General features: G+C 51.3%; 11 protein-coding genes. 2 read left to right on the top strand and 9 right to left on the bottom strand.

Annotated features, from left to right (window positions below):
• Nucleotides 1-4 precede the first annotated feature (4 nt).
• From BMI79_RS20950 to BMI79_RS20920, 7 genes are all read right to left on the bottom strand, one after another.
• Nucleotides 5-1798, bottom strand: coding sequence for a bifunctional diguanylate cyclase/phosphodiesterase (locus BMI79_RS20950; RefSeq protein ID WP_076944085.1), 1794 nt, complete (start codon nucleotides 1796-1798; stop codon nucleotides 5-7).
• Nucleotides 1799-1840: 42 nt separating this feature from the next.
• Nucleotides 1841-3718, bottom strand: coding sequence for a diguanylate cyclase domain-containing protein (locus BMI79_RS20945; RefSeq protein ID WP_076944084.1), 1878 nt, complete (start codon nucleotides 3716-3718; stop codon nucleotides 1841-1843).
• 40 nt (nucleotides 3719-3758) lie between these two features.
• On the bottom strand, nucleotides 3759-4211 hold the full coding sequence (locus tag BMI79_RS20940) for an ATP-binding protein (protein WP_076944083.1): 453 nt from the start codon (nucleotides 4209-4211) through the stop codon (nucleotides 3759-3761).
• A gap of 29 nt (nucleotides 4212-4240) precedes the next feature.
• Entirely contained in the window at nucleotides 4241-4579 is a 339-nt protein-coding gene (locus tag BMI79_RS20935; RefSeq protein WP_076944082.1) for an STAS domain-containing protein, read from the bottom strand.
• Between the two features lie 9 nt (nucleotides 4580-4588).
• Nucleotides 4589-5872, bottom strand: a complete 1284-nt coding sequence (locus BMI79_RS20930) for a PP2C family protein-serine/threonine phosphatase (protein WP_244157362.1) — start codon at nucleotides 5870-5872, stop codon at nucleotides 4589-4591.
• Nucleotides 5873-5956: 84 nt separating this feature from the next.
• Nucleotides 5957-8398 (bottom strand): glycogen/starch/alpha-glucan phosphorylase, encoded by a 2442-nt coding sequence (locus tag BMI79_RS20925; RefSeq protein ID WP_241680027.1) that lies wholly within the window; start codon nucleotides 8396-8398, stop codon nucleotides 5957-5959.
• A gap of 161 nt (nucleotides 8399-8559) precedes the next feature.
• The gene (locus tag BMI79_RS20920) at nucleotides 8560-9297 is read right to left on the bottom strand and encodes a GntR family transcriptional regulator (RefSeq protein WP_076944081.1); all 738 of its coding nucleotides are present in this window, start codon (nucleotides 9295-9297) and stop codon (nucleotides 8560-8562) included.
• Between the two features lie 283 nt (nucleotides 9298-9580).
• On the opposite strand from BMI79_RS20920, the gene BMI79_RS20915 reads away from it, so the two are divergent.
• Both BMI79_RS20915 and BMI79_RS20910 read left to right on the top strand, forming a co-directional pair.
• On the top strand, nucleotides 9581-11191 hold the full coding sequence (locus BMI79_RS20915) for an alpha-glucoside-specific PTS transporter subunit IIBC (RefSeq protein WP_076944080.1): 1611 nt from the start codon (nucleotides 9581-9583) through the stop codon (nucleotides 11189-11191).
• Complete coding sequence (locus BMI79_RS20910) at nucleotides 11188-12510, top strand: 6-phospho-alpha-glucosidase (protein ID WP_076944079.1); 1323 nt, start codon at nucleotides 11188-11190, stop codon at nucleotides 12508-12510. The genes BMI79_RS20915 and BMI79_RS20910 overlap by 4 nt, the downstream gene beginning before the upstream one ends.
• Nucleotides 12511-12598: 88 nt before the next feature.
• Here BMI79_RS20910 and BMI79_RS20905 read toward each other — a convergent pair whose 3' ends face one another.
• Both BMI79_RS20905 and BMI79_RS20900 read right to left on the bottom strand, forming a co-directional pair.
• A complete protein-coding gene (locus BMI79_RS20905) occupies nucleotides 12599-12808 on the bottom strand; it encodes a hypothetical protein (protein ID WP_076944078.1) in 210 nt (69 codons plus the stop codon).
• Between the two features lie 274 nt (nucleotides 12809-13082).
• Nucleotides 13083-14177, bottom strand: a complete 1095-nt coding sequence (locus BMI79_RS20900) for a M14 family metallopeptidase (RefSeq protein WP_083704505.1) — start codon at nucleotides 14175-14177, stop codon at nucleotides 13083-13085.
• Nucleotides 14178-14189 lie beyond the last annotated feature (12 nt).

Genomic DNA, 14189 nt, shown 5'->3' with positions numbered 1-14189 from the left:
AAGCTCAATCCCCATCAGGGTATGACGCCAACATACCATTCTTCTCCGCAGCGATCAGACTCATCAGCCGCTCAAGCGTCATTGGCGGAGAATAGAAATACCCCTGAATAATATCGCACTGATACTGCTCCAGGTACTTCAGCGTTTCACGATCCTCAACACCTTCCGCCAAAACGGCATAGTTCAGCATATGCAGCATTTTGATCAGGCTCTCTACGATAATGCGGCTGTCATTGTCTGACTTCAGGTTTTCGATCAATGAACGATCGATTTTAATCAGATCGGCGGGGATATTACGCAAATAATTGAGGTTACTGTAGCCCGTGCCAAAATCATCAAGCGCAATGGCATACCCCATTTGACGCAGGGCCTTTACACAGGCCAAAGCCTCCGTGCTTTCCAGAATGCGCTGCGTTTCCAGGCATTCAATTTCAATATCTTGCGGCTGCAGGCCGCCGTCGCGCACCAGATAGTCGAGCTTTTCCGCAAAATCCGGCTCGGCAAAATTATTGGCGCTGATATTAATCGAGATCGGAATGTTGATCCCCTGTTGACGTAAGCGTTTGGCTTCCAGCACCGAGCGGGCAATGACAAATTCAGTCAACAGCTTGATCAGCGAAGTACTTTCCGCAATTGGGATAAAAGCATCCGGCTGGATTTCGCCCAATGTCGGGTGTTGCCAACGGAGCAATGCCTCGGCACCGATAATTTTCCGCGTCGACAAAATGACCTTGGGCTGAAAGACCAGATACAGCCCACGCTGCTGGTTCAGGCTTTCAGCCAGATCGTTGAGTATATTAAGGTTAAACTTCCGCGTTGCGTCTTTAGATTCGCTGTAAGCGGAAATTGTCACCCGCTCATCAATAGCGTCATGCAAGGCACTGGTGGCCATACGCAATAACTCGGGAGGGGTGGTGCAAGGGGGAGAAAACCAGACGTAGCCGGCATAAAAATCCAGCTTCAATGGCACGATACTGCGCACTTCGCGCTGCATCCTGTCGGCAAATTTCTCCATATGTTCCATACAGCGGTTTAACTTTTCCGCACGCAAAATGATGGCAAACCGCCCCAGAGAAATCGCGTAGATCATCTGTTCATTCATAAAGGTGGTTTTTAGAAAATGGCCGATGTCGCGCAAAACACTTTCTACTTCTGCCATACCAAACGAGCGGGCTATTTCGTAGACATATTTGATATCCAGGGTATCGATCAGAATCAGCACAAACTCGCCATGCTCGGGAGCAAGCTGCTGGATATCCCCCAGCAGACGTTGCCGATTAGGGAAACGCGTCACCGCATCCACCAGGCCGATTTCACTCTGCGCCTCAAGCAGTTCCGCGACAATCATGGCCATATTACTCAACAGATCCGCAGTCGATTCAGAAAAACTGCCAGGCTTTCGATCGATAACACAAACGGCACCGATCACATAACCTTCGCTGGTTCGTAACGGAGTGGCAATAAACTGGCGAATGGCGGTTGACCCGGTGACCATCGGATCGTTGGCAAAACGGGAATCTTTATGCGTATCTTCACAAATCAGAGTATCGCCGCTGTAACGCACAAAGTTGAATAACGGGCTATCGTGGTTTATCGCTGCAGGCGCAAGGTTTTTCTTTGCCTTAATCCATATTCTTTGCGCACCAAAAAGATAGATAAAGCACCCCGGCAGGTTGAGCAGCATGCAGGTCATATCCAGAATATGGTGAAAAGCATCATCGTGCAGACCACCCAAAGCCTCAAGAGCATCCAAGGATGCCAGCCTGGCCTCTTCATCTTTGCCAAGGTTTCGCAACATACCGACTACTCCTGTATATGTGCACAGCAAGCCTTTGCTCACTTAATAGATAGAGTATTTACCCTTACCCGCCAATTTTGCGCGGTACATTGCTGTATCCGCCTGCCCCAGTATCATTTTGGCCGTTGTGTGATCGCCGGAATAAATAGCTGCCCCAATGCTGGCCGATAAGGTGATTTGCCGCTCGCCAATCCGATCCAGCCGTGCCAATTGCCCCAGAATCTCCTTACAGACCTGTTCCACTTCGGCGCGGGGGTTCGCCAAACGCCAAAGAACGGCGGTAAATTCATCCCCGGCCAGCCTGGCGATAGAACCCAAGCCGTGAATACATCCATTAAGCAATTTGGCGAACGTTTTTAAAATGGCGTCGCCAAAATCATGCCCAAAGGTGTCATTGATCTGTTTAAAGCCATCCAGATCGATGAACAACACGGCCATCGATTGTTGGCTGGCTGCGCATTCCGCCATGCTCTGCGTCAGCTGATGGAGAAATGCCCGCCGGTTAGGCAAGCCCGTCAGCATGTCGTGCGTCACGTCGTATTCCAGCCTGCGCTGTAAACGTTTAAGCTCGCTGATGTCCATCGACAGAATGTAAAAACCTTGGGTTTCACAGGGCACCAGCGTGGTGTGGACAATCCGCTCACCGGCCAGCGTCTGCAATTCATTTTCAAAACTAACCGTCTGCCCTTGCAATGCTTTTTCGATCAGGGGTTTAGCTTTAAGATAGGCACTTTCACCTACCAACTGCCGTAAGTTCATGTTCTTCAGCGTCGCTTCATCAAAACCAAACCAGCGCCTATAGGCGCTGTTGGCGAACTGATACACCTCATCAGGGCCAACCTGGCTGATCAACGCCGGTACGTTGTCGGTGATGGCGCGCAGACGCTCTTTTTCCGCATTGAGCTGGTATTGAGCATTCATCCGGCTCTCAATCTCCTGATTCAGCTTGCTCACCACGATATTTAATTCTTGTGTCCGCTGCACAACCCGATCCTCCAGTTCATGCTGCAGTGTACGCAGACTGTGCTCTGCTACCTTGCGCTCCGTGATATCCACAATCGCGGCAATAAAATGGTGAGGGGTACTATCGGGTAAACGGTTTAATGAAACGGTTAACTGCACCCACACTGTCGTACCATCAGAGCGGAAATAACGTTTCTCCACCGAGTAAGTGGTGATTTCACCGGCCAGCAACTGCCGCAGCAGATGCGCATCACTGTCCAGATCCTCAGGATGGGTAATATCGCGAAAAGTACGCGCCAGCAATTCCCACTCGCTATAGCCTAATATTTCACAAATGCGCGGGTTGACCCGCAGCCAATAGCCTTCGAGGGAGACCAACGCCATGCCGACGGCCGCCTGAGAAAAGGTTTGCTCAAACAGAGCTTCGGTTCGTTTCAGGTCAGACTCAAGATTTTCGGTGTAGACATTACGCTCAATGCCGTGCAGATGCTCTTCCACGATCGCCGCAAAGTCATGCAGATCCGCCGCCTGCTGCGCTGAAAAAGCACGCGGTTGCCGATCGATAATACACAGCGTGCCCAGCGGCAGACCATTGAGTGATAGCAGCGGTTGCCCGGCATAAAAACCAATCCTCGGCTCACCGGTGACCAATGGATTGTCGCAAAATCGTTCATCAGTGGCCGTATTGCGCACAATAAAGGTCTCCCGCTGCAAGATGGCATGCGCGCAAAACGAGATATTTCTCGGCGTTTCTCTGGCCTCCAGACCGAAACGCGACAAAAACCACTGGCGTTCACGATCGATCAGTGAAACCAGCGCAATCGGAACATTAAAGTAATTGGCCGCCAGCCGTGTGATCCTATCCAGTTTTTCCAGCGCATTGGTATCCAACACGTGCAACGTATCCAATGCCAGTTGGCGCAAGGGTTCATTGACAGGTTTACAAGGCTCGATCATAAAAGCTCCTGACCATTCCACCATGAGGAATGTGAAACGCTCATGAATGCTCACTGGATAACTGTTTAGTCAATGTCAGGATATTACGCCCATTTTCCGTTTGGTAACTGACATTATCCATCATGGATTGTATCAGTAGCAGCCCCATTCCGCCTTCAGGCCAACTGGACTGAACGAGCGGATCGGGCGAGAGACTCGGCGCGTGCCCAAGCTCTCGCCTGATCTCATCCGGGATCGCCACCCCATTATCAGCCAGCGTCAGCATGAGTTGCTGCCCATCATTGCTCAGAGTAATGATGACATTCTGACTATCATCATAGTTCACCGCATGCTTGACGATGTTGGTAAATGCTTCACAAGAAGCCAGATCAACCTGATAAACCAGAGCTGAATCAAGCGCAAAAGGCGCAACAAAGTCATACAGCGCATTGCTCAGCTCAGCCAGGCTGCCCAGCGATGCCGGTAAACACAGTGTGGTGCTAACACTTGCCATACGGCCTCTCTAACGGATCAAGTCCTGTTTTAGCGAATCATGACTTTCAACGTCGACGCTCGATCGTTACCAATAGTGAAAATTCTGTCCATTCGCGTCAGTTTAAACATGTGCTGGATATTACTGTTCAAAGAACAAAGTGCCAGTTCGCCACGGCCATTGAGCGTTTTGAGTATCGATACCAGGGCACCCAGACAGCTACTGTCAATAAAGTCGATATGGCTAAAATCCAGAAGAATGTAGTGTTTACCCTGTTGGATAAAAGACTGCATTTCCTGCTTGAACACCGCAGCCACCGAAGCATCGAGGCGACGTACCAGCGGAACAATAATTTCGATCCCATCCTCAGACTGAATATCAAAGTTCATAATGATTCCTTAATTGATTGATATGCCTACACGTTCAATAGCCATCAGAGAAATATCGTCGGCAAAAGGGCGCAGCGGTTTAGCCCCCTGCGGCTGCCGGTTTTCTACTTCACTGCTGCGCCAGGTATTTAACGCATTCTCAACGCGTTCAAACACCTGGTGTTTAGGTAGTTCGCGGTATTGACACAACAGCTGTTGTAAGCGTTCTTCACCGTACAGTTGCTGTTGCCCGTCTTCGCACTCAATAATCCCGTCGCTGTAAAGATACAGGCGATCGCCGCTTTCAAGCGTGAAGTGGCTGTCCTGATACTCGGCCTCAGGAAACAGCCCCACCGGCATTCCCCCTTGCCCCACCGCCTGTAACTCCCCACCGGCCCGGATAATAAAAGGCGTCGGATGGCCTGCCTGGCAGAGCGTGCCCTGCCCGTTGGTGCTATCGATCACGCCATAAATCAGCGTGTAGTAGCTGAACACCTCGTCATTATCCAGGCAGAAACGCTGATTAAGCTCCGCCACAACCTGATGGGGGGCCACCGGGGCGCTTTCCCCGTCGGCATTCTGGCTGACGAGCAGTTGGCTGCTGATACGGCCGGTCATGAACTCCCGCGCGACCGCCAAAGAGAGCATGGCAGCACTGACGCCATGGCCAGCAACATCGACACTGAAGAACGCGATATGCCGTTCGTCCAGCGAGAAGTAGTTCAGCACATCGCCAGACACATAGGCCGAGGGCAGAAACATCCAATCCGCCTCAAATCCGGCCAGAGACAGATTATGAGCAGGCAAAACGCTGTGCTGGAGTTTTGCTGCCGCCTGCAGGTCGGATTCGATTTGCCGGTAGGCAGAGGAGATCTTTTCGTTACGTGCCGCCAGGGTGCTCTCCAGCAACAACACGCGTTCCGCCGCATGCAGGCGTGCACGAAGTTGGTTCTGGTTGACCGGTTTGGACAGGAAATCATCCGCCCCGGCCTCCATGCCGGTAAGCAGATCGTCAAGCGACTGCCGCGCTGTCACCAGAATGACATAGATGTAATGGCCAAAATCGTTCCGGCGGATCGCCTGGCACAGTTCAACACCGTCCATGACCGGCATTTCCCAGTCGCTGATAACGATATGCACCGATTGCTGCTCCAACAGGCGCAGGGCACATTTGCCATCTTCCGCCTCAAAGACGCTGAATCCCCATTTTGTCAGCATGGTCGCCATCAGATGACGATAACTTTTTGAATCATCCACAATCAGTACCGTCACCTCCATCGCCTTGGAGGAATGACTATGGGTAAGCTGTTCCATTAGAAATCCTTTGCCTCAAAAGGCATGGTAACGATGTCGCCGGCCACAATGTGCCGTATTCCTACTCGCATTGCTTAGCGGATATCATGAGCCTATCCCCCAAATTTCCGTAGCATAACCTTTGATGGTGCGATCGCTGGAGAAGCTGCCCATGTTGGCAATATTCAGCAGCGCCCGCTGATGCCATTGCAACTGCTGTGCAAAGTCAGCCTGCGCCTGGCTCTGGGCGATACGGTAACTGTCAAAGTCCAGCAAGTGGCAATAGTGATCGTATTCGGTCAGCATCTGGTAGATCGGCCAGAAAACAGAGGTATCGGTATTAAACCGCCCGGAGATCAGCGCTTCTACCGCCGCGGTAATCGCCGGATCGTTATTCTGATAAACCCGGTTATGCGAACCCGCCCGCCGATGCCTGTCGATCTCATCCGCATTGGCGCCAAACAGATAAAAGTTCTCTGCCCCCACCGCGTCGCGGATCTCGATATTGGCACCGTCCAGCGTGCCGATGGTCAGAGCACCGTTCATGGCAAACTTCATATTACTGGTGCCGGAAGCCTCGGTACCCGCCGTGGAGATCTGCTCAGAAAGGTCAGTGGCGGGAATAATATGCTCCGCCAGTGAGACTTTATAATCTTCAAGGAACAGCACGCTGAGCTGGCCCTTGGTGCGCGGATCGCTATTCACCGTTTTCGCCACTTCGTTAATCAGTTGAACGATCAGTTTCGCCATCGCGTAACCCGGCGCCGCCTTCCCGGCAAATAAGTGCACTTTAGGCGTTAACGTGCGGCCAGATTCCGTGATCTCTAAATACAGATGAATGACATGCAAAATATTCAGCAGTTGCCGTTTGTATTCGTGAATACGTTTTACCTGGCAGTCAAACATGGCTGTCGGATCAAGCTGGGCCCCCTGATGAAAGGCGATCTGGCGGCAAAGTGCCTGCTTATTCTTAAGCTTGATTGCCTGGATCTCTTCCACCGCACCGCTGTCAGTAGCCAATTTTCTCAACTGCTGCAGCTTATCGAGATCGGTGACCCAGCCGTTGCCCAACTGGCGGTTTAAAAACGTCGCTAAACCCGGGTTTGCCTGCTGGATCCAGCGCCGAGGGGTCACCCCATTGGTCTGGTTGGTGAATTTTTCAGGCGTAATAAAATAAAAATCGGGCACCAGCGTTTGCGTAATCAATTCAGAGTGCAGCTTGGCTACCCCATTGACCTTATGGCTGCCCACGATGGCCAGATTCGCCATGCGGATCTTTTTCTCCCATCCTTCTTCAAACAGCGATAACGATGCCAGCAGGTGCGGCTTATCGGGCCATTTCTCTGCCACTTCAGCCAGAAAGCGGTGGTTGATTTCAAGAATGATTTGCAGGTGGCGTGGCAGCAATTTTTCAAATAACGATACCGGCCAGGTTTCCAGCGCCTCAGGCATTAACGTATGGTTGGTGAAGGAGCAGGTTTTCTGCGTAATCTCCCAGGCGCGATGCCAATCCAGGCGATGTTCGTCCACCAGGATCCGCATCATTTCAACAATCGCCAACGCCGGATGGGTATCATTAAGCTGGATAGCAACAAAATCAGGCAGTGCGGTAATATCTGAAGACAGTTGCGCATAATCATGGAAGATATCGCGCAATGTACATGCCACCAGGAAATACTCTTGCGTCAGCCGCAATTCTTTACCTGATTGGATTTCATCCGCCGGGTAAAGTATTTTTGAGATATTTTCGGAGGCGATCTTCTGGCTAACGGCACGCAGATAGTCACCGCGGTTAAAGATATGCACATCAAACGAGTCAGAGGCTCCCGCGCTGTATAGCCGCAGGGTGTTTACCGTTTTCCCGCCGTAACCGGTCACCAGATAATCGTGGGGAATGCCGACAATCACTTTCCAATCCATCCACATAGGATTGTAATTTCCCTCGATGTCCTCACTTTCTTCGATATGGCCACCGATGGGAATTAACATCAACTGCGAGTGGTGCTCAATTAACCAGGGAGAGTGCGTCGAGTGCCAATCGTCAGGCTGTTCGACCTGCTTGTTATGCTGTATCGCCTGTTTAAACAAACCATATTCATATTTGATACCATGCCCCGAAGCCGCAATATCCAGCGTCGCCATAGAATCAATAAAACACGCCGCCAGGCGGCCCAGGCCACCGTTCCCCAACGCGGCATCCGGCTCTTCCGCCGTAATATGTTCAAAGTCAAATCCCAGCTCACTCACGGCCTGTTTGGCTTGCTGTAACAATCCAACGTTCATTAGGTTGTTACGCAAAGACTGGCCGATCAGAAATTCCATCGAGAGGTAGTAGAGACGCTTGGATTTGGCTTTTTTCTGTGATTTACGCGTGTTGAAGAAACCATCAAGCTGGTAATCGCGCAGGGTTAACGCCAGCGCATTAAAAATGTCGATATTTTTTGCACTTTCAACTTCCAGGCACAAACTGTATCTCAGCTTATTAATAACGCTTTTCTTTATCTCTTCGACACTGGGCATCTTGACGTTGGTGAGTTCGGTGTTCATTTCAGCTCCTAATGCGTTCCTGCATCTGAATTTTTCTGATCAAGATCAGAAGATAAATAGCGAGCAAAGACCTCTGCCAAGTGTAGACTGATTTTTGTAATCGGGAGCTAAATAACACCATTATCAGTCAGTCGCGTTAGCACCATTAAAGTGAGAAACCATTACCGGCTGAGTGCAGATTCAATATGCCGTTGGGTAGACTCGCGCCTTAAATGGTAATCCACCTGATATTCACTGGCATTGCGAAACATCACTGAATAGTTCAAGAACTGACCATCGTCACTATAAGAAAGTGACGTAATGCGCAAAATCGGCGTTTGCTGTTCAATATTTAATAATGTCGCCATTTTTTTATCGGCCAACACCGGCGTCAGGCTTTCATAGTTGCCAGATATGGTGATATGGCATTCATCTTCAATGTAGGAAAATTTTGACCCCTCCAGATGAGCCAGCGATAAATTGCGGTATAGCTTCACCGGCATATAGCTGTCTTCGACCATCAACGGTTTGCCATCCACCGAGCGAACCCGGCGCGAGTAATAGATCCGCTCATCAATTTTTATCCGTAGCTGGCTGGCAATCGCCGGCGGCGCTGGCATGACCACAAACTCCAGCACCTCACTCACCACCTGCTTGCCCTGATTTTTCATCACCTCAATAAAGCCGGTTAAATGGGTGGTTTCGTGATGGACATCCTTATTGGCCACATAGGTGCCACTGCCATGACGGCGCATGACCAGCCCCCAACTCAGCAACAAATCTACCGCTTTGCGAATCGTCATCCTTGATACGGCAAACTCCTCCGCCAATCTTTTTTCACTGGGTAACGGGCTGCCAATGTTGTAGTCGGCAGAATTCAGCCGGATACGTAGCTGCTCAGCAATAGATTTGTAGATCACCTGTAGACCTCTTTAGCGCCCGGCACTTGGTTTAATTCATCACCCACAGCGTGATTAATTGGCTGATTCTTAATTAATAATTTAAAGATAAAAATAGCAGACTCTGACAATAAAATTATTGTGTCTATCAATCCCCTTAAAAATAGACCACTTAGCCTAAAGAAAAACCATGAAAGCGATCACGAATCGGCATGTCAGATCAAGCTAAGCCAACGGCAGCTTCTTACTCTCCACCCAGACCAATATAAAAAAACCCTTCAAGTTGTTACGTGAGGATTTAACAATGCTCAGTCAAATACAACGCTTCGGTGGAGCCATGTTTACCCCGGTACTGCTGTTCCCATTTGCCGGTATTGTGGTCGGCCTGGCTATCATGCTGCGCAACCCGATGTTTGTGGGGGAAGCATTAGCCGCGCCAGATCATTTATTTGCTCAAATTATCCATATTATTGAAGAAGGCGGATGGACGGTATTCCGTAATATGCCGCTTATTTTCGCCGTCGGTTTGCCTATTGGCCTGGCGAAACAGGCGCAAGGGCGCGCCTGCCTGGCGGTGTTGGTGAGTTTTTTAACCTGGAACTATTTTATTAACGCCATGGGAATGACCTGGGGCCATTTCTTTGGTGTGGATTTCAGCGCCGAACCCAGCGCAGGCAGCGGCTTAACCCTGATCGCCGGCATAAAAACGCTCGACACCAGCATTATTGGCGCGATTGTGATTTCAGGGCTGGTCACTGCTATTCATAACCGCTATTTCGACAAGCCGTTACCGGTCTTTCTGGGGATTTTCCAGGGCAGTTCCTTCGTGGTGATCGTCGCCTTTCTGGTGATGATCCCCTGCGCCTGGCTGACGCTGCTCGGTTGGCCCAAGGTGCAGTTGGGCATCGAGTCGCTACAGGGGTTCCTGCGCAGTGCGGGGGCAATTGGCGTCTGGGTATATACCTTCCTCGAACGCATACTGATCCCCACTGGGCTGCATCACTTTATTTACGGCCCCTTTATCTACGGCCCCGCCGCCGTAGAGGGCGGGATCCAGGTTTACTGGGCACAGCATTTACAGGAATTCAGCCAAAGCAGCGAATCGCTGAAAACCCTGTTCCCAGAAGGCGGATTTGCGCTGCATGGTAATTCAAAAATCTTCGGTTCGGTGGGGATCGCTTTAGCGCTCTACTTCACGGCTGCGCCGGAAAATCGCATCAAGGTCGCCGGTTTACTGATCCCTGCCACCCTGACGGCAATGCTGGTCGGCATTACCGAACCGCTGGAGTTCACCTTTCTGTTCATCTCGCCGCTGCTGTTTGCGGTGCATGCCGTGCTCGCTGCCACCATGGCCACGGTGATGTATCTGTGCGGCGTGGTCGGCAATATGGGCGGCGGCTTGCTCGATCAGTTCCTGCCGCAAAATTGGATCCCAATGTTCCACAACCATGCTGGGATGATTGCCACCCAGATTGGTATCGGCATCGCTTTCACCGTGCTCTATTTTGTTATTTTCCGGGCGCTGATCCTGCACTTCAACCTGAAAACGCCCGGCCGTGACGAGAGCGAAATCAAACTTTACAGCAAGGCAGATTATCAGGCGGCACGGGCGCAAACCACCGTGGCAGCCAAAACCAGTCAGGCCGCCGGTTTCCTGCAGGCCCTCGGGGGCTGCGGTAACATTCTCAGCATCAACAACTGCGCCACGCGCCTGCGCATCACGTTGGCTGACATGACACTCACACAAAGCGACGACACCTTTAAAGCCCTGGGCGCTCATGGCGTAGTGCGCCGCGGCAACGGCATTCAGGTGATTGTCGGCCTGCACGTTCCCCAAGTCAGGGATCAGCTCGAAAACCTGATGAAAGATCGCTCATATCTCGAAAAAACACCCATGACGGAGGCTGTATCATGAAAAAATTCTCAATCGTTGTCGCCGGTGGAGGTAGCACCTTTACTCCTGGCATCGTATTAATGCTGCTGGCCAACCAACACCGCTTGCCCTTGCGCGCCATCAAATTTTACGACAACGACGGCGCACGCCAGGAAACGATCGCCGAGGCCTGCAAAATCCTGCTGCAGGAACAGGCACCGGAGATTGAGTTCAGCTACACCACACAGCCGCAAGTCGCATTCAGCGACGTTGATTTTGTGATGGCGCATATCCGGGTGGGTAAATACCCGATGCGTGAACAAGACGAGAAGATCCCGCTGCGCCACGGCGTGGTTGGCCAGGAAACCTGCGGCCCGGGAGGGATCGCATACGGTATGCGCTCGATCGGTGGCGTGTTGGAACTCGTTGATTATATGACGAAGTACTCACCTAACGCGTGGATGCTCAATTATTCCAACCCGGCAGCCATTGTCGCCGAAGCCACTCGCCGCCTGCGCCCACAGGCCAAAATCCTCAACATCTGCGATATGCCGATTGGCATTGAAGGGCGCATGGCGCAAATTGCCGGGCTGAAAGATCGCAAAGAAATGCGCACTCGCTATTACGGCCTGAACCACTTTGGCTGGTGGACAGCGATTGAAGATCTGGCAGGGAATGATTTAATGCCCAAAATCCGCGAACATGTGGCGAAGTTTGGCTATGTGCCGCCAAGCGATAAGCAGGCGACCGAAGCTAGCTGGAACGACACCTTTGCAAAAGCGAAAGATGTCTGGGCACTCGATCCTGATACCTTACCGAATACCTACCTGAAATATTACCTGTTCCCGGATTATGTGGTCCAGCACGCCAACCCGCAGCACACTCGCGCCAACGAGGTGATGGAGCACCGCGAAAAGCACGTGTTTGGTTCCTGCAACGCCATCATTCAGGCGGGCAAATCCTCGGCTGGCGAACTGGAAATTGATGAACACGCATCTTATATCGTCGATCTGGCGGCCGCGATCGCCTTCAACACGCAGGAACGCATGCTGTTGATTGTGCAGAATAACGGCGCTATCCATAATTTTGATCCAGAGGCGATGGTGGAGATCCCTTGCCTGGTGGGCAAGAGTGGGCCAGAGCCGCTGGTGGTGGGGAATATTCCGCAGTTCCAGAAAGGGCTGATGAGCCAGCAGGTGGCCGTTGAGAAACTGGTGGTTGATGCCTGGGAGCAGCGTTCTTATCAAAAACTCTGGCAGGCGATCACGCTGTCAAAAACGGTGCCGAGCGCCTCGGTGGCCAAAGCGATTCTCGACGATTTGATTGTGGCCAATAAAGACTACTGGCCAGAACTGCGCTAAACCCCATAGCAGCCAGCGCTTGAGGTTTGGTCTGTTTTTCCCCCGATCATAAAGCGAAAAAAGCCCCGAATTCTCGGGGCTTAATATTTTACGATAACTGTATTTGCTTTCTATAAATAGTGCGATAGTGAGTAAGCCGTTCAAAAAAGCTATCACTTTGCTCGCGTGACATATTGCCAGCCACATCCTGGGCATTGATTTCCCGTCCCTGAAACTCTAAGAAGGCTACAGTAGACGCGAGAAAATCCATATTGCTCGTGTTCTTCGCATACACATAACATCTTTCCAAGGTTTCCATCTGACCCCTCCTGAATCTTTCACGCTATACCCTGCGAGCTTGAAGTTGCAAGGAGGCGTCACTGCCAGCCTGCATCTCAACCCCTAATTGGGTATAAAAGTGACGTGCCAAAATCAAGATATCAACGGGCTCGTCAAATGAGCCGCACTATTGAAGATACACCCAACGGTCATAAAATGTACTCCAATAGTGCGATCCGGGATAAAAAACTGCAAAATTTGGATCTAGATCATCTAAACCATCGTTTATTTGGGGTCATTACGCACAATTGGAATTAACAACCATTAGCGCATTGAGGATCCGGATTATTAAACAGGATTCGCACCAGCAGGCCACGCGCTTCCCGCAGAGGATCGTCGCCAATCGCCAGCACCTTACCGTCGTGCGTTGCCGTATATTCACGAATCACGTCACCAAAAGCATTACGCTGTACCGCCACTTTCTGCCCTTTGGTTACCTCATCGCCCACCTTGACCAAAATCTCGGCAAAACCACCGACTTCCGCACGGATCGAGCTCATTTCATTGCCGATATAGGTTTTCTGCTGTTGTGCTGTCTCACCTAACTGCCCGGCGATCATCCCCTGCTGGATCATCAGGTTATGCACGCCCGTTACGCTACGTGCGATCAGTTCAGGCTGATACAGCTTCGGTTTGCCGATTTCCAGCGTGATGGCAGGGATCTTGTTTTCAACAAAGGTCGTTTCTACAGAGCCTTTTTCGCCCGGATCGGCTTTAATCTGATCTGCCGGGAACAGCTCGGCCATTTGCTTGACCTGCGGATTGCGGTAATCGGCATAAATAAACAGCGGATATTCGGTCCCACGGCTTTGCGTATGCATGTCGACAAACATGCCCACGTTGCCTGTCCACAGATTATTCCACAGCAACCAGGCGTGCTGTTCCGCGGTATTGCCTTTCTCTTTGCCCGGCCAGATACGGTTGAAATCGACCATATCACCACCGTCATTCACCAGTTGCCAGTTACGGTTATTGGCTAACATACCGGAAGGGTTAGCGCCAATTGCCCCTACGACGCTGCCTTTCAACTCGGCAGGGTTCAGTTTCTCAAACACCTGCTGGATAACCCGGGTGCCGTTCAGTTCATCGCCATGAATGGCCGCTTGCAGCCCCAGCTTAGGGCCCGGCTGAGCCCCTTTGGCAACCATAACAGGCACGTACCAATGCTGGCTGATGCCATTACTGGCCCCTTGGAACATAAAGCGGTGAACCTTGCCCGCCTCCAGATCCTCAACGTCCAGCTTGCTGATCACCGGATGGCCATCAATCTTGTCTCCGGTATAAACCGTTGCTGCCTGAGCATTAAGCGCCCCCAGCAGCAATGCTGCCAACATCGTCACTTTATACATACACTTCCCCAT

Source organism: Serratia oryzae (assembly GCF_001976145.1).
In the GTDB taxonomy this organism is placed as follows: Bacteria; Pseudomonadota; Gammaproteobacteria; order Enterobacterales; family Enterobacteriaceae; genus Chania; species Chania oryzae.
This window is presented reverse-complemented; position numbering and strand designations above follow the sequence as displayed.

Excerpts from the sequence above, each read along its gene's own strand:
- BMI79_RS20900 (WP_083704505.1), bottom strand. The coding sequence starts at position 14,177 with ATGTATAAAGTGACGATGTTGGCAGCATTGCTGCTGGGGGCGCTTAAT.
- BMI79_RS20930 (WP_244157362.1), bottom strand. The coding sequence starts at position 5,872 with ATGGAACAGCTTACCCATAGTCATTCCTCCAAGGCGATGGAGGTGACG.
- BMI79_RS20910 (WP_076944079.1), top strand. The coding sequence starts at position 11,188 with ATGAAAAAATTCTCAATCGTTGTCGCCGGTGGAGGTAGCACCTTTACT.
- BMI79_RS20905 (WP_076944078.1), bottom strand. The coding sequence starts at position 12,808 with ATGGAAACCTTGGAAAGATGTTATGTGTATGCGAAGAACACGAGCAAT.
- BMI79_RS20950 (WP_076944085.1), bottom strand. The coding sequence starts at position 1,798 with ATGTTGCGAAACCTTGGCAAAGATGAAGAGGCCAGGCTGGCATCCTTG.
- BMI79_RS20945 (WP_076944084.1), bottom strand. The coding sequence starts at position 3,718 with ATGATCGAGCCTTGTAAACCTGTCAATGAACCCTTGCGCCAACTGGCA.
- BMI79_RS20935 (WP_076944082.1), bottom strand. The coding sequence starts at position 4,579 with ATGAACTTTGATATTCAGTCTGAGGATGGGATCGAAATTATTGTTCCG.
- BMI79_RS20940 (WP_076944083.1), bottom strand. The coding sequence starts at position 4,211 with ATGGCAAGTGTTAGCACCACACTGTGTTTACCGGCATCGCTGGGCAGC.
- BMI79_RS20915 (WP_076944080.1), top strand. The coding sequence starts at position 9,581 with ATGCTCAGTCAAATACAACGCTTCGGTGGAGCCATGTTTACCCCGGTA.
- BMI79_RS20925 (WP_241680027.1), bottom strand. The coding sequence starts at position 8,398 with ATGAACACCGAACTCACCAACGTCAAGATGCCCAGTGTCGAAGAGATA.